This is a genomic window from Paraburkholderia nodosa DSM 21604, from assembly GCF_000519185.1.
In the GTDB taxonomy this organism is placed as follows: Bacteria; Pseudomonadota; Gammaproteobacteria; order Burkholderiales; family Burkholderiaceae; genus Paraburkholderia; species Paraburkholderia nodosa.
This window is the reverse complement of record NZ_JAFA01000052.1, coordinates 1-21,888: the sequence shown is the minus strand read 5'-3', so window position 1 is coordinate 21,888 and position 21,888 is coordinate 1. Positions and strand designations below refer to the sequence as shown.

The window sequence follows — 21,888 nt, the reverse complement described above, 5'->3', positions numbered from 1 at the left end:
TCCGTTTTTTTGATGTTCGGAAAATGGGGCTGCCTTGCAGAGTCAAACGAGTATAGGTAAACGAAATCGCCGATTGCTACTTGTTGCGGGAACAATTTTCCATTGAAGCGCTTGATGAAGAACTTGATCAAGCGCTTCGTGGGAATGCGATAAGTGCATGTAATTAAACGTCCGCGGCCTATGAAACAACTACCGAAACAAGGTTGACATGCGTGTTGTCCGCGCAGTTGCTAAAGCCTTTCTGAGAAGTGCTGACATCTTAGGCAGGGGAGCATGGGGCTGCCAACGCCGGTCTCTTCGGGAATCAAGGGATAGGGATTCGTTTTCGATCCTACCCATAGCGTGGTCATGCCGTTGTAGTGCTTTTTCTCCTTCTTCGTATCCAGACCGTTCCAGAGCTTGGGCTCGGCACAGACGCGAATCTGGTAAGTCTCCGGAGCGTAACTCGACGCCTTTCCTAAATTCTGTTCTATATCGAAAACAGTATTGATGGCATAGAACTTCAGGTAGACAGAGCCACAGAACGAATGAATTTCGGGCTGAAGCACGTCGACTTTTTGCCCCTCGCACTCACCTGAAAGCGAATAATTTAAGCCGGTTCCGTCAGAGCAACTGCCCACTGCCACAGTCAAGCTATCCATCAAGCGTACCTCCGGGGGCTCCGGCATACCATCTGGCGGATCGGCTTTCCTTGCCAGCAACTGGATGACGTACGCAAGGTATCTGGCGCCGGCGATGTCGAAGTCGGTTGGCAGAGGAAAGCGGCCAAAGCGGGCTTTATTCTCCTGTGCGGCAATCTTGATCTTGTTACGCAGCACGAGCTCCATATTCAGTTCAACGAGCTTGGCCCTCGAACGTTTCACTCTATCCACAATCGGCGCGTAATTGCTGCTGCTGTATTTAGCAATAAAGGATTCGTGCTCGGCAATCAGGATTGTGATTTCGCCGTTATTCAAGCGCAGCGGTGACGGTATGTCGGGAAAGCAAACATGTCCCGTGCCCATTCTGTCCGTACCGCCACATTTTGCGCATTTGATGAAGTTGCTCGGCTTTGGGACCTGCATTGGGGCATGTTGCGGAGGATAAGCGCCGTGATACCCCGTGTCTGGTGTCCAATATAACGGCTGCGGTTGCAGGTAGGGCGGCGGCACATAATAGCCGTATTGAGGGTAAGCACCGTGAGGTGGTGGAGGATAGTAAGGCGTACTCGATATTGCGTTTGGGAAGCCGCAATAAGGGCAGGGATCGTAAGCAGTTGGCTCGTGATGCAGGAAAGCTCGGCATTTAATGCAATTCGGCATGCTGTCCACCTTGTGCGTGGTTTGAAAAGATCGTACGACGATGTTTTCGGGTAGCTGTCCATACCCTACGGCACAAGCGTAGTTACCTGCCCCGGCTGCACCACCTTGATCACGCCGCCCCAAATACAAACGAGCGTTGCCTGAGCATCCAGCGCCGGCATGGCGCCCAGCGTCACGGTGGGTGCACCGCCCGGAATCCACGGCGACGGTGTAGCCGGAACGCAGGGCATGGGCGTGAACACGCCCAGCGCTGCAGCAGTCGCCGCGATCACCGTAGGGTTCGCCGGGCTTTGGCACAGCGCGAACGGCGTGACATTGGCGATCGGAATCGAGTCCGCAATCGTCGCGGCGGGCACACCGCTCACGAGCACGCGATTGACGGGGAGAACGTTGAGCGTGCCCGGCGCGCCGCCAAACGAGCATTGCAGTGTGGCGCCGGCGCAGACTTGCGGACTGGTCATCGTGTGTCTCCTTCCGTGTTCGTGCGAACGTATCAGGCTGAAATCAAGCCGAAGACGGATTCGCGAGCGATTGCCACCATTGCTTCCAGCGCGGCAGCGGCTTGCCGTCCGCCGCTAGCGGGCGGTTGTCGTCGGTATAACGTTTCGCCGCTTCGAGCGGCTTTCCGGCGTTGAACGGCTGCCGCAGCGCCAGGCAGCCATTTGGATGGAAGCGCTGCAAGACACCATGCAGCTTGCCGTTGCGGTAATGCGCTTCTTCGAGAAGCGTGCCGTCGGCCAGCCAGGTGCGCGAAACGCCGTGCAGCACGCCGTGCGCGTAGTGCGCCTCGCGCTGGATCTTTCCATCGGGGTGGTAGAAGAGTGCCTTGCCGTCGAGCTTGCCGTTCGCATACTGCACCTGCGCCGATGGATTGCCCTCTGGATAGAAGTAAGTGGCTGGGCCGCTGAGCACGCCATTCGCATAACGAATCATCGCGACGGGACGTCCTTCCGCCTCGATGCGCACGGGTCCGTGTAGCGCGCCGCCCAGCGTCGCGCCTTCAATGCGCGTGTCGTCGCGTTCTATCGTGACCGGTTGAATCGTCTCCATGCTCGCCTCAGTTGATCTTCACTATGCCGCCCTTGACCACCAGCATGCCGCCTCCGTCCACCGTCTGTTGCACGGCGCCCTTGTTCGTCACGCTCTGGGCTTCGTTCGAAAGCGTGCCGTCCGACTTGTTGGTCAGCGACGTCCCGGCCTGATTCGTGAGCGACACACCGGCCTGGTTCGTAAGCGATGCGTCGCTCTTCGCCGTGAGGTTGCCCGTGCTTTGCAGCGTTAGCGTGCCGCTCACCTTGATGGTGAGGTTGCCGTCCACGGTGAGCGTCATGTTGCCGGTCACGGTCTGATCGAGGTTGCCGCCCACCGTGCGCGTCTCGTTGCCGCCGGCTTTCACGGTGCGTGCGCCTTTGATGTCGACGGTCTCGTCGCCGGTCTTGACCGTCGTGGTGCGGTTGCCCTGTTCGACCGTGAGGGTATCGTTGCCTTCCTTGATCGTATGCGCGCGGTCGTTCTTGATCGTGCTCGTTTCGTTGTGGTCTATGGTCCACGCGGCGTCGTTGATCACCTTGGCGTTGAGGTCCTTTTGCGCCTGCAGGAAGATTTCCTCGCTGTCCTGCTTGTCTTCGAACCGCAGCTCGTTGAAGCCATTGCCGCCTTTGGAGGTATTCGTCTTGATGCCGGACTGCGTCTGGTTGTCGGGCAGCGTATAGGGCGGCAGATTCGCGCCGTTATACACGCTGCCTGTGATCAGCGGCCGGTCCGGATCGCCGTCGATGAAGGTCACCACGACTTCGTCGCCCACGCGCGGCATGAACTGCATGCCAAAGCGCTTGCTCGCCCAGGGCTGCGCCACGCGAATCCAGCACGAACTCTGCTCGTCGTTCTGACCGTCGCGGTCCCAGTGAAACTGAACCTTCACGCGGCCGTACTGATCCGTCCACAATTCCTCGCCGCTCTTGCCCACCACCGTCGCGGTCTGCGTGGGCATGAAGGGGCGCGGCGTCGCGCGCGCGGGCCGCCAGGTCGTCGCGAACGGAAACGCTTCGAAACGGTTGCGATAGCGGTTGTGATCGGCTTCGTGAATCACGCTGCGCACGACCCATTCGATATTGGCGTCGCTCGATTCGTGATCTGCCAGCGTAAAGCGGCAGCCCGGCGCGAGCGCGCGGCAATCGCTTTCGCCAATGAGGATCCGTGTAGGCGCACGCAGCGCATCCACACGGTGCTTGGAGAGCGTGGAGCCATCGCCGCTGGTGGCGTAGCGCCCCGGATATTCGTACACGCTGTGTCCATTCGATGCCGCCTGTGCCTGCGAATAAAGTTGGGCGGTCGGCGTCTCCCACGCGTAGTCGGTATGCGAGAAGAGACCGGTGGCCGTCTCTTCGACGACCTCGCAGTGGACGATCTGCGTCGATTCGCGCGCGCCGCTCGTGCCGCCCGTGTAATGCAGTGTCGCGTCGCCGGGCAAGGGCGTGAAGGCGTCGTTACTGTCGGCAATGACGAGCGTGTGGCTGCCCGTATCGTGGCGGAAGAAATAGAACCAGCCTTCCTCTTCGCAAAGGCGGCTCACGAACGCGAAGTCGGACTCCGCGTACTGCACGCACCATTCGCGCGTAGCCGGCGTGCCCGTGATGGAGAAGGAGTAGTCCGTCAAGCTGTGCCCCCCGAATACGGCCTGGATGATCTCCTGGGCGTTTTTGCCCTGAAAGATGCGGTTGTTTCGCGAGAGCGTGAGCAGCCACAACCACGAACGCAGCGCCAGGGTGAAGTGGCTGGCGTCTATCGTCGAGGGCAACTGCGCGGCGCGCGTGCATACGGCGTCGATGAGCCGAGGCGACTCGCCCCACGCGAGCGAGAGCGTTGCATGGTTGCCCGTCATGCCCGAGGGGGCGGGCGGCGGCAATCCGCCGTGGGCGTGCAGCGTCAGCGTGGTGGGTGCATCCAGCGCCTCGCGCGCATCGAAGCGGGCGGGAAAGAGCGTGCTGAACGCGTCGCCGGTGAGGCTGATGCGCGCATCGGTGTCGGCGGAAATGGGGCGGTTCATCGCGGGGAGTATGTTGAGTGGAATGCGGTGTGGCGAGTCCCGTGCGTCGTCATTCGAGCGCCCACTGCGCGAGCGTGCCGACCAGCTCGTTCATGAGCACGTTGTCGATCTCGCGCGCACCGCCCGCGGCGCGGCAGCGCGCAAGCACGGCGTCGATGATTCTGCTATCGAAGGCGAACTGTTTGCCCGTCGCGTCGCGGTAGCGCATGCGCAGTTGTTCGAGCTTCTTTTCGATGATGGCGCGCAGCACCGTGTCGTCGAGCGCGGCATAAGGCACGGCGGTCATGCGCGCGAGGAACGCCGGACGAAACGCGTGCAGCAGTTCATCGTGCAGCCGCCGCGCAAAGGCGTCGGTGGCAAGCGTTGCGGCGGGCGTATTGAGCAGCAGCTCGGCGCCCACGTTGCTGGTGGCCAGGATCACCGTGTTGCGAAAATCCACCACGAGCCCGGTGCCGTCTTCCATCACGCCCTTGTCGAAGACGTTGTAGAACGCTTCGAGCACGTCGACATGCGCTTTTTCGATTTCGTCGAGCAGTACGACGCTATAAGGACGCCTGCGCACCGCTTCGGTGAGCTGGCCGCCGCTCGCATAGCCGACATAGCCCGGCGGCGCGCCGCGCAGCTGCGAGACGGCGTGTGCTTCCTGATACGCGGCGAGGTCGATCACGATGAGATTGCGCTCGCCGCCGTAGAGCGCATCCGCAAGGGCATAGGCCGTCTCGGTCTTGCCCACGCCCGTCGGCCCCACGAGCAGGAACACGCCTACCGGGCGCAACGGGTCGGCGAGTCCCGCGCGCCACGCCTGGATACGCATGGCGATGCGGTCGAGCGCAGCGTCTTGCCCGACGATGCGCTGCGCGAGACGGCCCTTGAGCGTGCGCACGGCGTGGGCTTCGTCGGCGAGCATCTTGCCCACGGGAATGCCGGTCCAGCTCGCGATCACGGCGGCGATGGTTTTCGAGTCCACGCAAACCGGGACCATGGGATCGTCGTCGCGAATCGCTTCGAGGCCGCTTTCGAGGCGCGCCAGCTCGGCGGCGAGGTCTTCGCGCGGATCGGCGGCCTCGCTGTTCTCGTTTTCGTTCTCGTTCGCGTCCGCGCTATCTGGCGGCTCTTGCGCGCCGTGGTTGACGGCATCGCGAGGCGCTGCGTCGAGGGCGGCCAGGCGCGCGCGTACCGCGAGAATCTCGCGCACGGTAGCTGCCTCGTCATGCCAGCGCGTTTCCAGCGTCTCGACGAGCGTGGCGTTGTGCGCATGTTCGGCTTCGAGCGTGGCAAGGCGCTGCGTGTGGTTCGCGCCGAGCACCGTTTCCGTGCGCAGGCGCAGCAGTTCGTCGTCGAGCGCGCGCTGCCGGTGCCTGGCGGCTTCGAGTTGCGGCGGCGTGTCGTGCTGCGCGAGCGCCACGCGCGCGCACGCGGTGTCGAGCACGGCGATCGCCTTGTCGGGCAACTGGCGCGCGGAGATGTACCGATGCGAGAGTTTCACCGCGTCGACGATGGCGGCGTCGAGGATCGTCACGTTGTGATGCGCCTCGAACTTTTGCGCCAGCGCGCGCAGCATGGCGACGGCCGCGGGCTCGTCGGGCGCTTCGATCTGCACGAGCTGGAAGCGCCGCGCGAGCGCGGGGTCGCGCTCGAAGTACTTCTTGTATTCGAGCCACGTCGTGGCCGCGATCGTGCGTAGCTCGCCACGCGCAAGCGCGGGCTTGAGCAGGTTTGCGGCGTCACTGCCGCCTTCCGCGCCGCCGGCGCCGATCATCGTATGCGCCTCGTCGATGAAGAGCACGACGGGCCGGGGCGAGTGACGTGCCTCGTCGATCACCGCGCGCAGGCGTCGCTCGAACTCGCCTTTCAAGCCCGCGCCCGCCTGCAGCAGCGCGAGGTCGAGCATGCGCAGCGAGACCTCGGCAAGCGGCGGCGGCACGTCGCCGGCCGCGATGCGCAGCGCGAGTCCTTCGACCACGGCCGTTTTGCCCACGCCCGGCGCGCCCACGAGCAGGGGGTTGTTCTGCCGCCGCCGCAACAGGATGTCGAGCGTCTGGCGAATCTCCGCATTGCGTCCGATGATCGGGTCGATGCGTCCGGCCCGCGCTTCGGCGGTGAGATCGAGCGTGTATTGGTCGAGCAGGGCGGGCGATGGCGCAGCGGTCTCAAGCGCACCCGCGAACGCGGGAATGGTCGCGTTGTCGTCTGTGGCCGGTTCGAGGGGAGCGACCGGAGTCAACGGCGCGAGCGGCGCGGCCGCTTCGATGGGCGCAAGCCAGACGCTGAAATTGGCGCGCAGCGCAGCGCTCGCCACGCGAAGCAGCGTGGGTGCCCCATGCACGACGCGTGCGCGCAGCGCGTCGTTTTCCAGCAGGGCGATGAGCAGCGTCGCCGCGCGCACGCGCGGCTGCTGAAGCACGACAGTGGACTGCACGAGCGCGTCCTGGAGCCACACGAGCAGGTCGGGCGAGAACGACGGCATGCCGGTGTTGCCGCGCTTGAAGCGCGCGAGCGCCATGCGGATCTCGGCGCTGAGCGCGGCGCGGTCCACACCGAAGTGCGGCAGCACGCACGCGAAATCGCCACCCTCGGGTTCGGCGAGCGCGTGCAGCCAGTGCTCGATTTCGACCACGAAATGCGTTTCACGCAGGCATTGCTGCGCGGCGCGTTCGAGGGCTTCGCGCGGCTCGCGCTCGAGGCGCGCAACGAGCGTCTTGAGATCGAGCGTCACGGCCCGGTACGCCCCTGTATGTCGTCGGGCGCAAGGCGCGTGAGGCGCGCGGGCGCTGATTCCGCCGCGCCGGCCCAGGCGGTCCAGCCCAGTCTCAGCGGCGCGTGCCGCGAGAGGCGCGCGCGCGGCAATTCGCCTGCGGCGAGCTGCAGTTCGAGATGCACCTTGAGTTCGGCGCCGAACCACTCGGCGGCCAGCGAATGCAGCGCTTCGTGCGCAGGCGCGCCCGGCAGGAATGCTTCGTACTGCTCGCGCCTGAGCGGTCCGAGCCGCACGCGTATGCCCTGGTGTTCGTCCCAGATCCTCGTGCCCGCAACGGCATCCTGGCCGAGCCGCCGGTTGCGGCCGCCCGATCCGATCGCCGTGCGGCTCGCCGGGGGCAGCGTGCGCCAGCCGCCCGCGAATGGCGTGGAGCGCACGTGCACGCGGAAATGATGGAGCACCATGACGTCGAAGCCCGCAAGCGAACGCCGGCGGTTCGCGAAGAGGCCCGCGCGCGCCAGCACGGCGCGCAGGTCGAGTGGCTCGGGCGGCGCTGGCGCTTCTTGCGCCGCGCGGTTGTACGAGGCGCGCGAATTCAGCGAGGCGTTGCCCGTCAGCGCGCGCAGCACGACGTCGGCTGAACGCTGCGCCGTGGCGGGCAGCGGCTCGGCGCTGCGGTACTTGCGCTGCGCACGATACAGCAGCGCCAGCAGCCGGTGCTGGAAGATGTCGAGAAACGCCGATGCCGAGCGGTCCTTGCGGCGCAGACGGTCCTGTAGCCATTCCTGCCATGCCCCGGGCAGCGGGCCGTTCGGGCCGCCCAGCGCGAACGCGTTGACCTGGAGCTGGGGCGGTCCCGCATGGACGGATGCTGCGGATGGTTCTTCGCCCGGCTGAGGCGCAAAAGCGAGCGAGCGCGGCAAGCCGCGCCGCAATGGCCCGAGCGCGCTCGCCGGAAACGCGGGAGAAAGATTGCCGCTCAACGCGAGCGCTTCCTGGCCGGGGTCGAGCCCGGTGCCGAGCGGCTGCGCGTGCGGCTGCAACAACTCGAGCAGACGTACCGCCTGCGTGAATTCGAACGCATGCGGTTCGTCGAACAGCCGCTGCGTCAGAGAACGAGCGGGCTGCCCATCGTCGGCCGCCATGTGCGGATCTCCCGACCGTCGCGCACGAGCGAGGTCTGTACGAAACGGTTGACGCTCGCATAGAGCGAGAAGAATTGCGCAAGCACGCCGGAAAAGAGCACGGTGCTCGTGCCCACAAAGCTCGCGTCGTCGAGTTCGATACGCACGCCAAGTCCGTTGCGCCAGCCGCGCCAGCGGTCCGTGCCGACATGCGCGACGATGGCTTCGCTCGACACTGCCACGAGTCCCGCGATCTGGCGCTGCGAGGGGGCATGCGCGCCGAGATTGTGGAGCATGAGCATTTCGCGCAGTGACTGCAGCGCCTGTGGGCCTTCCACGATCGACGTGTGGTTGAGGACGAGCTGCGACACGAGGCGCCAGCGCGACGTGCCGTCGAGCGCGGCCACGATCTGCGGCGTGGGCCGATGCGCAATGCGCACGCTCGTCACGGGACCGGGCACTTCGAACGACAGCGCGGCGCCCGGTGCGAGCCGGTGGGCCAAATGACGATTGGTGCACAACAGGTCCGCAGTGAGCGTGCGCGCCGCGGGCGCGGCGGGATCGAAACGTGTATCGACGAACGTGAGCATGACGTCGCTGCCGGGTCGCGACGGATGCAGGCCGCTCACGCGCCGCGCGTACCAGTAGATAGCCGAATCCGCGCCGTGCATCGAGCCGTACCAGGGCGGCACGTCCGTCACCGTGCGGCCCGCCACGGCGCGCACGTTGCGCACGGCGTAGATCTCGGTGCTCGATTCGCGGTGCGCGTCGGGACTCACGCGCATTTCGCGCGCCGTGCCGTCGGGCCGCAAGGGTTCGGAAGTGCGCGCGAACAAATTGAGCGCGGGTGCGCAGCCGAGCTGGATATCGTGCGTATGCAACGTGAAGCGCCCGCGCGGAGCCGCCGTGAAGCCGATCACGAGATCGACGCTGTCGAGCGCATCGGCGGGCGGCTTGAACGGCAGATCGAAGAACGCGAACTTCTCGGGAAATGCGAAGTACTCGACCAGCAGGCGGCAGGCCGGATGCGCGCCGTCTTCGAGCGGCAGGAGCGCGTTTTCTTCATCGAAGCCGACCGGGGAGGGCAGCCCGCGTTGCGCGTGCAAGGTACCCTCTGGCGTCTGCAGCCAGGTGGCGGCGCTGTGCGCGCCGAGCAGGTCGTAGAGCGCGGCGGAGGTGACGGGCGACCCCGTGAGGCGCACGCGCAAGCGCTCGATCGGCAGCGCGCCCAGCTTGTGCGGCCCGATGGCCCGCAACGTGAGCCGCAGCGCCGATTGCAGCGACGCATTGCCGGTGAGCGCCTGGGCTTCCTCGGCGTCGAGCAACTGGGCCGCGGCGAGGGTGACCGGCCAGAGCGTGACGTCGCTGCTCGTGCGCCAGTAGACCGTCGCGCCGCTCGCGTCCACGTGCATGAGAGGCGTGTCGCGCGGCACGCGATACCCTGCGGCGATGCTACCTTGCGTAGGGTCCGGCTCGAACTGCACGATCGTCATGGAAGGCACGGGCCGCGATGCGTAGGGATAGAACTGCTCGAGCAGGCCGTCCGTGAGCGTGGTGTATTCGTCGTCGAGCGTGCGCTGGATGCGAGCGGTCAGCACCGCGAAGCTTTCAATCAGACGTTCGACGTTTGGGTCGGCGCTCTCGCCGGGGCCGAGTTCGAGCCGCCGGGCGATCTTCGGATACCGCTGCGCAAAGCCTTCGCTCGCGCGGCGCAGATAAGTCAGCTCGCGCTGGTAGTAGTCGAGCAGTTGCGCATCAAGCGAGTCGTTCATCGATGATCCCGATGGACTGCGTTTCGCCGTCCTGCCCGGCGACGTAGGTGACGACGTGTTCCACGCCGTCGCTGCCGCGCAGCGTTCCCCGAATGCGCAGGCACAGCCGCCATGGCGCGGCAGCGTCCGCTTCGATTTTCACGCGCGGGTCGCGAAGGCGCGGCTCGAACGCGCGGATGGCCTCGGCCACTTCACGCTCGATCACTGCCCGGTCTTCCGCGCGAGCCGCGCTTTGACCGCTCCAGTCGGGCAGGCCGTAGAGCAGGACGTCCGGCGCGCGCGGCATGCGCGGCGCGCCGCGGCGCGTGTTGAGAAGGCGCAGCAACTCCGCGCGGACCGACGCGCGCAAGCCGGCCGCGTCCAGCGTACGCGCGGCGAGCTCGTCGACGGACTCATGCGCGTCGAAAGGCGCGTCGTCGGCCAGCCGCTCGAAGAGCGGCATCGGCGCGATGGCGATGAAGGCGCGGACGTTCGCCATAGGCGGTGCGCGCTAGCTTGCCGCCTTCACGACCTTGTTCGCGGCCAGATCCCACGTCGTGGCCGCCGTGCCTTCCTTGGTGGCGTCGTCCTTCTGCGCGGTGAGTTCCCACTTGATCTTCGTGAAGTTCAGCGAGAGCGTTTCCACGGGCTTGCCACCCGCGCCACCCGACACGCTCACGTTGCTCAGCACGACGTTGTTCAGCGTATAGGTGATGAACGGCATGATCTTGCCGTCGCTTTCGGCGGCGTTGCGGCCAACCACGACGGTCGCGCTCGCAATGGCCTTGCCGGAGCAGCAATATTCGTTGAGCGTGGGTGTGGCGACGTCGACGAACTTCGTCACGGTGAATTCGCCGAGATGGGGCTTGCCCGACGTGCGCTCCGAGTTGCTGACGTCGTTGGTGACCTGCATCGCCACGTTGTGGCTGTACGACATCAACTCGATCTTGTCGGTATAGCCTTCCAGCGTGCACTCGCCTTTGATGTCGCCGCCCAGGTCGAGAATGATCGAATCCATGGTTTGCTGCTCCCGAAGCAGTAAGGAACCGCGCGGGCCGCGTGCGCGGCGCCAGGCGCGTTCAGGGACCAGGGGCGCTTATGCGCCGCCTGGCCGTCGTTTCTTCATCGAATCGCTTTCTTGCGCGGGTGGATCAGGCGGCCGCCGGCGGCGGCAGCGTCGCCACGAGCCGGATCGAGGCAGTGAGTTCCTCGAGCTGGAAGTGCGGCCGCAGGAACACCGTCGCGCGGTACGCGCCGGGTTTGCCCGGCACATCGGTCACGTCCACGCGCGCCTCGCGCAGCGGATACTGGGCCTTGATTTCCTGCGGCGCGTTGTCGTTCACGAGCACGTAGTCGGCAATCCACGTGTTGAGATAGGCGCGCACGTTGTCGCGCGTCATGAAGCTGCCGACTTTGTCGCGCATGATCGCCTTGATGTAGTGCGCAAAGCGCGACGCCGCGAGGATATACGGCAGCATGGCCGAAATGCGCGCGTTCGCCGTGGCCTCGGGCGTGTTATAGAGCGCCGGCTTGCAGGCGGTCTGGCCGCCGAAGAACACCGCGAGCCCTTCGTTCTTCTTGTGCACGAGCGCAATGAAGCCGAGCGAGTCGAGCTCCTTTTCGCGGCGGTCGGTAATCGCCACTTCCGTGGGGCACTTCATGGCCTTGTCGCCCGAAGCCGTCTGGAAAATGTGGTCCGGCAAGCGCTCGACCGCGCCGCCGCCTTCCACGCCGCGAATCGCGGCGCACCAGCTGTACTGCGCGAACGCGTTGGTGATGCGTTGCGCCAGGGCGAAGGCGGCGTTGCCCCAGAGATACTTCGAGTGGTCGGTGCCGTCGACGTCCTCGAAGAAGTTCATGCCCTCCACCGGATTGCTGTCCGGATGATAAGGACGCCGCATCAGGATGTGCGGGAGTGTGAGCGCGACATAGCGCGAGTCTTCGCTCTTGCGGAATTCGCGCCAGCGGGCCATGTCGATCGTCTCGAAGACCTTGGAGAGATCGCGCGGCACGCCCAGCTCCGTGAAGCTCGACATGTCGAACAGCTGCGGGTGCGCGGCCGAAATGAACGGCGCGTGTGCGGCGGCGGCCACCGAGGCGAGCTTTTCGAGCAGGCTCACGTCGGGCGTCTGGCGCGTGAAGTAGTAGTCGCCCACCAGCACGCTGAACGGAAAACCGCCGAACGTGCCGTATTCCTCTTCGTAGATCTTCTTGAAGAGCGCGCTCGTGTCGACGTCGATGGCCTTCTCGAGATCGTTCTGCAGGTCTTTCTTCGAAGCGTTCAGGAGGCGCAGTTTCAGGCGCGTGCCCGTTTCGGAGCCTTTCACCAGAAAGTGCAGCCCGCGCCACGACGACTCCAGCGCCTGCATGTCGGGATGGTGCAGCACCTCGTTGAGCTGCTCGCTGATCAGCTCGTCGATCTTGCGGATGTGATCGTTGATCATCGCCACTGTGTCGCGGCTGATGGTCATGTTCTTGTCGAGCACCTGCAGCGCGAACTCGGCGAGCAGCTCGCGCGCATGCTGCTGCTGCTCTTCGTATTGCGCCATGCGTCCTTCGTGCACGATGCGGTCGAGCAGCGTGACCGTACCCGCCTGCGCGGTCGCGGCGGCCTGAATGTCGGACATGATCGTCTCCTCGCGTTGGCCTTAGCTGGCCGGCGTGTCACTGGAAGGGCTGGCGGGTGCAGGGGCGTCGCCTGCGGGCGGCGGCAGCTGCGCAGCCGGCGTGTCCTGCGGGTGCGCCGAACGGATTTCGCTCAACCCCTTCGGGTCATGCACCACTTCCTGGAGGAGCTTGTCCAGTTCGTCGTTGCCGTCGAGCTTGGTGAGGAGGTCGCGCAGGCGCAGCCGCGCGTCGTAGAGCTGCTTGAGCGGACCGATCTGCTGGACGATGCTCACAGGATCGAAGTCGTCGATATGCTCGAACTTCAGCTCGACGTTGACCTTGCTGCCGTCGGCGGCGAGCGTGTTGTCGACCTGCAGCGTCACGCGCGGCCCGATCGACTTCATCACGTCGTTGAAATTGTCGCGGTCGATGTCGACGAAGCGTCGCTCCGTCATTTTCGGCAACGGCTCGACAGGCTTGCCGGAGAGGTCGGCAAGAATGCCCACGACGAGCGGCAGCTCGCGTTTTTCGATGGCATTGCCCGTTTCGACGTCGTACGTGATCTGGACACGCGGCGGTCGGTTCCGTTCGAACCAGTGCTGGGTACTGTCGGCCATGGTCACCTCGGTGGCGGTCGTTCTTCTATTGCATTGTGTAACGGGAGAGATGCGCGTTTGTCGTCAATCTGCCCTTTTCATGATGCGTTTTCTTTAAGACGACAATGCCCCGCAAAACGTAATTAAACGATTGCCAGGTGCATTCCCGGTCCTTCAGAAAAAACACAGCTAAAGCATGCCCCGGATTCGTCAGACGAGAGCATTCACGGCGTCAAGCGTTCGCGCTGCGTGCGGCTTCACCTTGTCCTTCGTCGCGCACGTCGTGAAGATAGACGGTCACGACTTTAGGACAGTAAACGCGGAATTTCAAAGTATATTTACGGCGCATAGACTCATTTCCTTTCAAGTTTATTTACGCATTGTTTTTGAATTGATCGATTAAAAAATCGTTATTGCAATGACGCATGGGGCGCTTGTAGACTACGCGCGAAACAGCTTGCGCAGCGGAACATGCGTCTTGATTAGAAATACGAACTAGCATGAATTCTCCTGCGCGCGGGCAGGAGGCATCGCGGACAAGAGGCGACGCACACAATGGGGATTGCGCAGTGATCACCACGTTATTCGCCGGCGCGTCGCGCGCCGCGAAGCCGTACGGCTGGCGTGCCGCCACGCTGGCGTTCGCGCTCGCGCAGGGGCTCGCGGCGTGCTCGTCGCTGCCCAAGGTACAGGTAGATACCCTGGCCATTGCCGTTTCCACTCAAGCGAATCAGGACACGCCCATTGCCGTGGACGCCGTGCTCGTGCGCAACCCGCAACTGCTCGACGCATTGCTCGGCCTGCCTTCGGCGAAGTGGTTCGCGCAGCGGGATCAATGGCGCCGCGATCATCCCGAGGACATCACGGTCGTCTCGTTCGAAGTCGTGCCAGGCCAGCAGATCGCGGCGGCGCCGTTTCCGTTTGGCGGCAAGCGGGGCGCGGGCGTGGTGGTGTTTGCTGACTACCAGACACCGGGCGCGCACCGCGTGAGGCTCGACACGGGGCCCGCTCACGCGCTGCTGCTGCTCGGCGACCAGGATCTGAGCGTGCAGGCCGCGCATTGAGCAACGAGACTGTGTGACGCAACGGTGTCGCACGACGCCGCGGCAACACTGAACGACGAAACGTTTAGCAATAGAAAGCAAACACATCATGCGAACTTCGTTTCCCGATCCGGTCTGCTGGTTCGACGGCATGCCCTTGCTGCCGCAGCATTTCCAGACCCAGGCGCTGCACGCGGCGGGGCACGCGGCCTTGCTCGCCGGCGCCGCGCGCGCGCATTACTGGGGCGTGCTCGCGCTGGAGCACGACGCCGCGGGGCTCGCCCAGGGGCTCGTGCGCATCAGCGCGCTGGAGGCGATTCTGGCCGACGGCCTCGCCATCCGCCACACGCCACACGATCCCGTGCTGGAGATCGACGTGAGCCACGCGTTCAGCGCGCCGGACGAGGAGGTCACGATCTATCTCGCGGTGCCGCCGCTGTATCGCGGCGGCCAGCTCGATCCGCAGGCCGGGCGCTACACCCAGCGCGAGAGTCCGGACGTTCCCGATCTTGTCTCGGGCGGCGAGCCGGCTTCGATCACGACATGGACGCCGCGGCTGCACCTCATGACGGATCTCGGCCGTCACGAATTCGACCGCTTGCCGCTCATGCGCGTGAGGCAGCAGGGCGGCGGCGTGGCGATTGCGGACTACGCGCCGCCTTGTCCGTTCGTGCGCGCCGACTCGGTGCTCGGTCAACGGGTGATGCAGCTGCTGCTGCGCGTGCGCGAAAAATGCGTGTTCCTGGCCGGGCGTCTGCAGGCGGCGCAACGCGCGGAAGAGCGCGACGACGCGGGCCAGATCGAGCGCCAGCTTTGCGCGCTCTGGAGCCGCCTGCCCGAAGTGGAGGCGACGCTCGTCACCGGCATCGCGCATCCCGCGGAACTGTACCGCGCCGTTGCCGGCATGACGGGCGCGCTCGCGGCGCTGCGTCCCGCGCGCGGCGTGCCCGCGTTCGCGACGTTCGATTACATGGCGCTGCTCGCGTCGTTCGATCCGCTGCTCGAATGGGCGGACGAAGCGCTCGCGACGATCCGCCAGGGGTACCGCGTGCGCGCGTTCACCGAGGAGGGCGGCAGCTTCTGGATCGCGCCGCCGTTCGAAAGCGGCGGCAACGTGGCGCGCGAACTCGTGATCGGTTTGCGCATGCCGCCCGACGCGGGCGAGCACGACGCGAGCGTGTGGCTCGATCATGCCGTCGTCGCGTCGCGGCCCTACGTGCCCACACTCGCGCGGCAACGCATGCGCGGCCTCGCGCGCCGGCGGCTCGCGCGCGAGGAGCGCGCAGCCTATGCCACGGGCGACGACACGACGCTCTTCGCGGTGGCGGTGGAGGACGCGTGGTTCGACCGCGCGCAGCCGTTGTGCATCGAGGTCCGCACGACCGTGCCGGGCCGCGCGCCCTGGGCTGTGCAACTCTTCACGCCCACGGGCGACGCCGCCGACGACGCCCGCCAGGCGGGAGCCGATCATGCTTGATGCCAGCGACCAGAGCGACGAGCGCCTGCCGCTCATGCGCGCGTTCGTCGTGGCGTTCGCGTTCGCGGAGAACGCGCGCCTGCGCGCGGTCGCGCAGGCGGCGAATGCAGCCAGCGCGGCGAACGCCGCGAGCGCAGAGACGCCCGCCGATCCCCAGCGCGATGCCGACGCGCTCGCCACGCAGCTGCAGTCCGCCACACGCAAGCTCGCGCGCGACGCGATGGCCTGGACCGGCGCGGCGGGCGAAGCGGACATCGCCGCCGCGCAGTACGCCTATGTCGCGCTACTCGACGAATTGCTGCTGTTTTCGGCGTGGAATGGCGCGAGCGCGTGGGAAACGTATCCGCTCGAAGCGCGAATTTTCGGTACGCGCGCGGCGGGCGAGCGTATCCCGGCCGCCATCGAAACCTTGCTCGCGCAGCGCGATCCTGCGCAGCGCGATCTCGCCAACGTCTATCTCGCCTGCCTCACGCTAGGCTTTCGCGGCCGCCTGCGCGGCGAGGCGGGCGCCTTGCGGCACGACCAGCTGCGCCACGCGTTGTTCGCGTTCGCCATGCAGCGCGACCCCGAGCCCGACCGGCTTGGCGCGCCGCTCGAACGCGCCGCGCTGGCGCCGCGCGAAACCCGTCCGCTCACGCAGATGTTTCCAGACCGCGCACGCCTCGCCCTGTTCGTGGGCGGCGGATTCGCGGCGCTGCTCGGCATCTCGCAGCTGCTGTGGCTCTATGCGACGGCGCCTGTGCGGCCATCGCTCGAACAGTTCGAAACGGTGTCGTTGGCGCAAGGGCGTCCGACGCAGGCGAGCCATACGAGCACCACGGGCATGGTGCTGCCGCGCGCCCGGACAGTGCGAAGACTGCGGCCAGCGGCTCCGCCCGCCGACGTTCAGGCCATGCCGCAGAATCAGGACATACCCGAGGCACCGACAGTTTCCGCAACGCCGCCCGCCACGCTCGCGCTCGCGGCACGGCGCATCGTCGCGGTGAGCGCACAGGGCATCGACGAAGCCAGCGAAGACAGCCCGGACGCCACGCCACGCGGAGCACGGCCATGACGACCACACTCGTAGTCGTCCTGATCGTCCTCATCGCGCTGTTGATTGTGGGGCTCGCAGCCGTACTCGTCGTGCGCTGGTTGCGCGGGCGCGATGAACGCAGGCCGCTGCGCAACTTCTCCGCGATGATGCGCACGGCGCACAACGCGATGGGCGTGCGCGATCCGTACTCGGTGCCGCGCGTGCTGGCAACCGGAGCACCCGCTGCGCTCGACGCGTTGGCGCTCAGCTGGCGCCTCACGCCCGTTGGCGAGCCGGCCTGGTTCGGCAGGCTCTGGCACGACGCCGAAGGCATTCTGATCGCGGAGCCAGGCGAGTCGCTCGGCGCGCGCGCGGCCGCCGAGCGCCGGCGCGGCTCGACCGGCGGGCGGTTGCTGCGCGGTCTGCTGCGCAACCGGCCGGGCCGCCCGCTCGACACGCTCGTGTGGGTGATCGCGCTCGATACGCTCATCGACGAAAACGGAACCGCGCGCGCGGACACCGACGCGGCGCTCGAAGCCTCGCGCACGGTGCTCGCGCTGCAACGTCAACTGGGCCAGATGCTGCCGCTCTACGTGGTGGTCACGGGCTGCGACGCGCTGCCGGGCTTCAATGCGCTCGCGGCCCGGCTGCGCCGCGAGCGCATCGAAACGCCGCTGGGCTGGGCCTCGCCGTATGCGCCGCGGCGCGCCTTCGAAGCCGCGTGGGTAGACGAAGCCTTCGCCGACATGAGCCGCGCGCTCGCGGCGACGGTCACCGAAATGGGCACGCTGGACGGCGCGCTGGACGGTGACGTATTCCTGCTGCCGCAGCGCCTCGACACGCTGCGCGAACCGTTGCGCGAACACATCGAGCCCACCTTGCGCGGCGCTGCGGACGGCACCGCGCCGCTCCTGCGCGGCATCTGGTGCGTAGGTGCGATGCCGCAGGCGCAGGAGCGCGAGGAGCCCGCCATCACGACCGCGGCGCGCAGGGAGGCGCGCGCGGCGGCGGCGCCGGCCTTCGCGTCGCGTCTCTGGCACGACCTGCTGATGCCGGGACAGGGACTCGCGCTCGCCATTCCGCGCGTGCTCGCGCTGCGCATGCGGCGCTACCGTATCGCCACGTTCGGCGCGATCGCGCTGGGCGTGTGCTGGTGCGTGGGCCTGGGCATCACCACCTGGCACGTGCGCAGCGACGCACGCTCGCTCGCGAGCAGCTACGACGCGCTCGCGCTCGCCAGCGTCGCCTGGCACGAAGCGGGCGCGAGCACGAGCGAAACGGCGGTGGCGAACGCGCTGGGCAGCGCCGCGAACGCCTTCGTCAAGGTGCCGCGCTGGCAGCTCGCCACGCCGTTTATGCCGCTTTCGTATTTCGGCCTGCGCCGCCGGCTCGACGACGCGCAATACCACGTGCTGAGCGGGCTCGTGTTCACGCCGCTGCGCGCGCGGCTCGTCAGCCGTCTCGCCGATCTGAACTGTGACGGCGCCGCCGGGTCGGGCGACAACGCGAGCCTCGCGGCCGCCGCGCGGCGTCCCCAGGACCTGCCCGAATACACCCAGGGCACACGGCTCGTCACGAACGCGGCGCAGACCGAGCGGCTGATCACGAATTACAACGAACTGGTGGAACGCGATTCGGGCAACACCGTGATGCTCGCTCAGCTCATGCGCGGCGCGGTGGGCGTAAGCTTTTCGCCCGATCATGTGGCCGACCGCGCGGGGCTGGACGACGCTGTGCGCGCGACCGCGGTGGAAGGCGGCCAACTGTCGTTCGACGGCACCGAGGCGCGCGCCGCGCAAGCGCGTGCGAGCGTGTGCTTCGAGGAGACCTTCGACCGCTGGTTCGACGACATTTATCAGGACTCCTCGCTCACGACGAACGCGGCGCAAATCCAGGCCATGCTCGCCGATCTCAAGGCGCCTGGCGCCGTTCCGACCACCGCCTCGCTCTCCGAACTGGCCACGCGCATCGACACGCTCGCGATCCAGGTCGACACCGCGGACCACGGCTGGGCGGGCACGCACGGCCAGGAACTCGTGCCGGGACTCACGGCGACCTTCGACACCGCAAAGGGGCTGCGCCTGATCGGCGCGACGCCCGTGGCGAGCGTGCTGGAGCACGAACAGAGCGAACAAAGCGCGTTCGCGGCGCGCTGGCTCGCGAGCGGCAACCTGCCTGGCGTGCTGGCCTCCAATCCGACCACAGGGCTGCAACTGGCCTCGGACCTGCTGCCGCTGCGCGACGCGTTGCGCACGCTGCTCGGCCAGTCGTTCGTCGCGGGCGAGGGCAACGCGACGGCCGAAATCCGCGGCGTGGATGCCGACTCGGCGCAGCGCGCACTGGCGATCCTGCCCGCCTACAAGCAATATTCCGCCGGCCTTCTCGCGCAGGCGCCCGAAGCGTGGCGCGGCGCGCTGCTCGCCGCGGCGGGCAACGCGACCGTGCACAGCATGGTGGCCGCGCTTTCGGCTCCTGTTGCAACAGCGGCAACATCGGCAGCCGGGGCGCGCAACGTCGCCTACGCGCCGCCAACGCAGGGCGCGTCCTTCGACACGCTGCGCAAGAACGCGACCGATCTCGTGGAAGCGTTCGACTCGCTCGGTCGCGCCGATCTCGCGCAAGCGGTCGCCCTGCGCGTGAGCGACGCCGCGCTGGACGTGCTGCGCTCGACCGATGTCCAGCTGCAATCGCTCGAACCGTTTCGACCGCTGCGCGGCGACTTCTCGGCGTGGAACGGCAACGCCGGCGGGTCGATGCGCGCATTCGGCGCCGCCACGCCCGAAGCGCTGCAAACCTACCTTGCCGCGCAGTCGAGTGCGGTGGCGGACACGGCCACGCTCGCGTCGAGCGCGCTCGACTGGCTGACCGCGCAGAACCCGCCGCTCTCCACCGCGGACGCACGGCTCGTGGCGCGCTGGAAGGCGCTCTTCGCGGACCTCGCGCAATACCGCGCGCGCAGCCCGGCGAGCGCGCTGGTGGCGGTGCCGTCGATCATCTCCAACCAGCTCGACAAGATGGACCTCGACACGTGCAGCGCCTCGCTCGCACAGGTCGATGTACCGGGCTCGGGCGACATCGTCGCGAGCGCGGGCATGCGGCTCGTCTCTTCCGCGCGCGAGCGCTGCTACCGGCTGCAAATCGGCACTGGTGGGGAGGCCTACGAACAGCTGCGCAACTATTTTGCGCGCTACCTGGCGGGCCGCTTCCCGTTCTCCGCGGATGCGAACGCGCAGGCCGCCGACCTGCGGCAGACGGCGGCCTTCGTGGCGCTGCTCGACGCGAAGCTCGCGGACGCGCAACGCGGCATGAGCGCCGCGGCCGCGAGCGGCGGCCCGCAAGCGGGCGCGCAGCAGTTTCTCTCGAAGCTCGCACGCGCGAAGCCATGGCTCGACGCGCTGGTGGCGCGCGGCGCGGACGGCGCGCTCGTGGGCGTGGACGTGGCGGTGGATTGGCGCATCGATCGCGCCGACGAAGCCGGTGCGGACCAGGTCATCCAGTGGTCGCTTGCGAGCGGCAGCCAGACGCTCGCCTGGCCCGCCACGGCGGGCACGCCGCTGCGCTGGGCGCCGGGGCAGCCTGCCGCGCTGAGCCTGCGCTGGGCGAAGGACGGTCCGTGGCGGCCTATGCAGGACGCCTCGCAGCCGACGCTCTCGGTCGACGGCGAAGCCGCCACCTGGGCGGCAAACGACACGTGGGCGCTATTGCGCCTCGTGCGCCTGCACGCGGTTCCGGACGACGGCGTGGATACCGGCACGGGCGCGGGCAACGCACGCATGGTGCTGAGCGTGCCGGTGCGCGACCGCAACGGCGGCACACAAACCGCGCGCATGTTCATGCGTGTGGGCATGACGGGCGCGTCGAAAGCGGCGCTCATTTGGCCTGACCTGCCGTACGCCGCGCCGGGCTACAGCGCATACGGCACCCCTGCGGTCACCTATGGACCGTATCCGTCGAGCACACAAGCGGGGCGCGGATGAACCCGGCATTCGACATCGAAGCACTCGTTCAACCGATACCGGGCGGCGCGCCAGCCGGCGTCTCGCTCCTGCACGACGCCGCGTTCGACGCCATCAAGGCGGCGCGACGCGAGGACGATCCGGCATTGCCAGCGGGCATCTGGCAAACCACGCTCAAGGTTGCCGACTGGGCCGCCGTCGAAGCGGGCTGCGAGGACATCCTCGCGCGCCGTAGCAAGGATTTGACGCTCGCCGCATGGCTGGGCGAGAGCTGGCTGCATCGATACGGATGTGTTGCCTTGCCGGATAGCTTCGTATTACTGAGCGAATTGTGTGCGCGCTTTTGGGACGACATTCATCCGTTGCCGCGCGATGGCGACCTGGGCTTTCGGGCCGCGCCGCTCGCGTGGGTGGCCCAGCAGTATCCGACCTTGCTCGGCGGCCGGATTGCGTTGTGCGCAGGGCCGGACGGATCAGCGCTGACGCTTGCGCGCTGGCAGGGCGCGCAGCGCGAGGCTGTCGCGTTGAAAGACCGCAAAGACGTGCCGGCCGCGAAGCGGGAGGAGGTCGCCCGCGTGGCGCAGGCATTGGCTCAGGCAGCGCATGCGGCGGCGCCTGCCGCGTTGCGCGACCAGTTACAGGCGCTGCGCGCGGCTCGGGCGCCCATAGCGAAACTCGATGCGTGGTGCACGCAGCGGCTCGGCGCGGAGGCGCCGTCGTTCGGAGCGCTACTGGAGACGCTGGAGCGCATGGAGAGCGTGTTGCGTGACTGGCTCACGACGCATCCCGAATGGGAGGACGTACCGATGGTTGAGGCCGCATCGATTCAGGAGGAGGCTGTGGTTGAGCCTGCGGCGGTTCAGGTTGCTGCGGCTGGCGCGGTGCTGGAGCCCGTTGGGCCGAGGAGACTGGATGCGCCGCAGTCGCGCGATGAGGCGTATCGGTTGCTCGCTATTGTTGCGGAGTACCTCATGCGCTATGAGCCGCATAGTCCTGTGCCTTATATGCTCAAGCGGGCGCTTGACTGGGGTGGTAAGCCGTTGCCGGAACTGCTCGCTGAGCTGATGGCCGGCGAGCGGGGCAGGGCGTTGGGGGCGGCGCTTGGGTTGCTGCCCGAGAGTGGGGAAACGTAGGCTTTTTTTCTGTTCACACCGACTGGGCATGCTTGTTTTCGCGTCGGTATGCAGGCGTTGCCCCTGTGCGGGGCGGCACCTCCTTTCTTTGCAGCGGTGTATGGACCGGAGACATGGGTAACAGGTGTGCGGGGACATGGG

Annotated in this window: 16 protein-coding genes; 5 read left to right on the top strand and 11 right to left on the bottom strand. The window is 66.7% G+C overall.

Annotated elements, in window-relative coordinates; translation table 11 throughout:
- Window positions 1-230: 230 nt before the first annotated feature.
- The 11 genes from A3CW_RS0139830 to tssB form a co-directional block, all read right to left on the bottom strand.
- On the bottom strand, window positions 231-1,004 hold the full coding sequence (locus A3CW_RS0139830; RefSeq protein WP_028208515.1) for a hypothetical protein: 774 nt from the start codon (window positions 1,002-1,004) through the stop codon (window positions 231-233).
- A gap of 362 nt (window positions 1,005-1,366) precedes the next feature.
- Entirely contained in the window at window positions 1,367-1,762 is a 396-nt protein-coding gene (locus A3CW_RS0139825; RefSeq protein ID WP_028208514.1) for a DUF4280 domain-containing protein, read from the bottom strand.
- 43 nt (window positions 1,763-1,805) lie between these two features.
- Window positions 1,806-2,351, bottom strand: a complete 546-nt coding sequence (locus A3CW_RS0139820; RefSeq protein ID WP_028208513.1) for a toxin-antitoxin system YwqK family antitoxin — start codon at window positions 2,349-2,351, stop codon at window positions 1,806-1,808.
- Between the two features lie 7 nt (window positions 2,352-2,358).
- A complete protein-coding gene (locus A3CW_RS0139815) occupies window positions 2,359-4,347 on the bottom strand; it encodes a type VI secretion system Vgr family protein (RefSeq protein ID WP_028208512.1) in 1,989 nt (662 codons plus the stop codon).
- 49 nt (window positions 4,348-4,396) lie between these two features.
- Entirely contained in the window at window positions 4,397-7,063 is a 2,667-nt protein-coding gene (tssH, locus tag A3CW_RS0139810) for a type VI secretion system ATPase TssH (RefSeq protein WP_028208511.1), read from the bottom strand.
- On the bottom strand, window positions 7,060-8,190 hold the full coding sequence (tssG, locus tag A3CW_RS49160) for a type VI secretion system baseplate subunit TssG (protein WP_035515339.1): 1,131 nt from the start codon (window positions 8,188-8,190) through the stop codon (window positions 7,060-7,062). The genes tssH and tssG overlap by 4 nt, the downstream gene beginning before the upstream one ends.
- Window positions 8,154-9,941: a type VI secretion system baseplate subunit TssF gene (gene tssF / locus A3CW_RS0139800; RefSeq protein ID WP_028208510.1), complete on the bottom strand. Its 1,788-nt coding sequence runs from the start codon at window positions 9,939-9,941 to the stop codon at window positions 8,154-8,156. The genes tssG and tssF overlap by 37 nt, the downstream gene beginning before the upstream one ends.
- Window positions 9,925-10,419, bottom strand: a complete 495-nt coding sequence (tssE, locus tag A3CW_RS49155; RefSeq protein WP_051482030.1) for a type VI secretion system baseplate subunit TssE — start codon at window positions 10,417-10,419, stop codon at window positions 9,925-9,927. The genes tssF and tssE overlap by 17 nt, the downstream gene beginning before the upstream one ends.
- A gap of 12 nt (window positions 10,420-10,431) precedes the next feature.
- Window positions 10,432-10,938, bottom strand: coding sequence for an Hcp family type VI secretion system effector (locus A3CW_RS0139790; protein WP_028208509.1), 507 nt, complete (start codon window positions 10,936-10,938; stop codon window positions 10,432-10,434).
- A 133-nt stretch (window positions 10,939-11,071) separates the two neighbouring features.
- Window positions 11,072-12,547, bottom strand: a complete 1,476-nt coding sequence (gene tssC / locus A3CW_RS0139785; protein ID WP_035515337.1) for a type VI secretion system contractile sheath large subunit — start codon at window positions 12,545-12,547, stop codon at window positions 11,072-11,074.
- Between the two features lie 21 nt (window positions 12,548-12,568).
- Entirely contained in the window at window positions 12,569-13,144 is a 576-nt protein-coding gene (tssB, locus tag A3CW_RS0139780; protein WP_028208507.1) for a type VI secretion system contractile sheath small subunit, read from the bottom strand.
- Window positions 13,145-13,692: 548 nt separating this feature from the next.
- Between tssB and A3CW_RS0139775 the strand changes: the two genes are divergently transcribed.
- The 5 genes from A3CW_RS0139775 (at window position 13,693) to tssA (ending at window position 21,747) form a co-directional block, all read left to right on the top strand.
- The gene (locus A3CW_RS0139775) at window positions 13,693-14,187 is read left to right on the top strand and encodes a hypothetical protein (protein ID WP_051482029.1); all 495 of its coding nucleotides are present in this window, start codon (window positions 13,693-13,695) and stop codon (window positions 14,185-14,187) included.
- Between the two features lie 88 nt (window positions 14,188-14,275).
- Entirely contained in the window at window positions 14,276-15,643 is a 1,368-nt protein-coding gene (gene tssK, locus A3CW_RS0139770) for a type VI secretion system baseplate subunit TssK (RefSeq protein ID WP_035515335.1), read from the top strand.
- Window positions 15,636-16,697, top strand: coding sequence for a DotU family type IV/VI secretion system protein (locus A3CW_RS50490; protein WP_051482028.1), 1,062 nt, complete (start codon window positions 15,636-15,638; stop codon window positions 16,695-16,697). Before tssK ends, A3CW_RS50490 begins: the two co-directional genes overlap by 8 nt.
- Window positions 16,694-20,635, top strand: coding sequence for a type VI secretion system protein (locus tag A3CW_RS0139760; protein WP_028208504.1), 3,942 nt, complete (start codon window positions 16,694-16,696; stop codon window positions 20,633-20,635). The genes A3CW_RS50490 and A3CW_RS0139760 overlap by 4 nt, the downstream gene beginning before the upstream one ends.
- On the top strand, window positions 20,632-21,747 hold the full coding sequence (tssA, locus tag A3CW_RS0139755) for a type VI secretion system protein TssA (protein ID WP_028208503.1): 1,116 nt from the start codon (window positions 20,632-20,634) through the stop codon (window positions 21,745-21,747). The genes A3CW_RS0139760 and tssA overlap by 4 nt, the downstream gene beginning before the upstream one ends.
- The last annotated feature ends 141 nt before the right edge of the window (window positions 21,748-21,888 follow it).

Coding starts and splice junctions, on each gene's coding strand:
- A3CW_RS0139830 (WP_028208515.1), bottom strand. CDS start 1,004: ATGGGCACGGGACATGTTTGCTTTCCCGACATACCGTCACCGCTGCGC.
- A3CW_RS0139825 (WP_028208514.1), bottom strand. CDS start 1,762: ATGACCAGTCCGCAAGTCTGCGCCGGCGCCACACTGCAATGCTCGTTT.
- A3CW_RS0139820 (WP_028208513.1), bottom strand. CDS start 2,351: ATGGAGACGATTCAACCGGTCACGATAGAACGCGACGACACGCGCATT.
- A3CW_RS0139815 (WP_028208512.1), bottom strand. CDS start 4,347: ATGAACCGCCCCATTTCCGCCGACACCGATGCGCGCATCAGCCTCACC.
- tssG (WP_035515339.1), bottom strand. CDS start 8,190: ATGGCGGCCGACGATGGGCAGCCCGCTCGTTCTCTGACGCAGCGGCTG.
- tssF (WP_028208510.1), bottom strand. CDS start 9,941: ATGAACGACTCGCTTGATGCGCAACTGCTCGACTACTACCAGCGCGAG.
- tssE (WP_051482030.1), bottom strand. CDS start 10,419: ATGGCGAACGTCCGCGCCTTCATCGCCATCGCGCCGATGCCGCTCTTC.
- A3CW_RS0139790 (WP_028208509.1), bottom strand. CDS start 10,938: ATGGATTCGATCATTCTCGACCTGGGCGGCGACATCAAAGGCGAGTGC.
- tssC (WP_035515337.1), bottom strand. CDS start 12,547: ATGTCCGACATTCAGGCCGCCGCGACCGCGCAGGCGGGTACGGTCACG.
- tssB (WP_028208507.1), bottom strand. CDS start 13,144: ATGGCCGACAGTACCCAGCACTGGTTCGAACGGAACCGACCGCCGCGT.
- tssK (WP_035515335.1), top strand. CDS start 14,276: ATGCGAACTTCGTTTCCCGATCCGGTCTGCTGGTTCGACGGCATGCCC.
- A3CW_RS50490 (WP_051482028.1), top strand. CDS start 15,636: ATGCTTGATGCCAGCGACCAGAGCGACGAGCGCCTGCCGCTCATGCGC.
- A3CW_RS0139760 (WP_028208504.1), top strand. CDS start 16,694: ATGACGACCACACTCGTAGTCGTCCTGATCGTCCTCATCGCGCTGTTG.
- tssA (WP_028208503.1), top strand. CDS start 20,632: ATGAACCCGGCATTCGACATCGAAGCACTCGTTCAACCGATACCGGGC.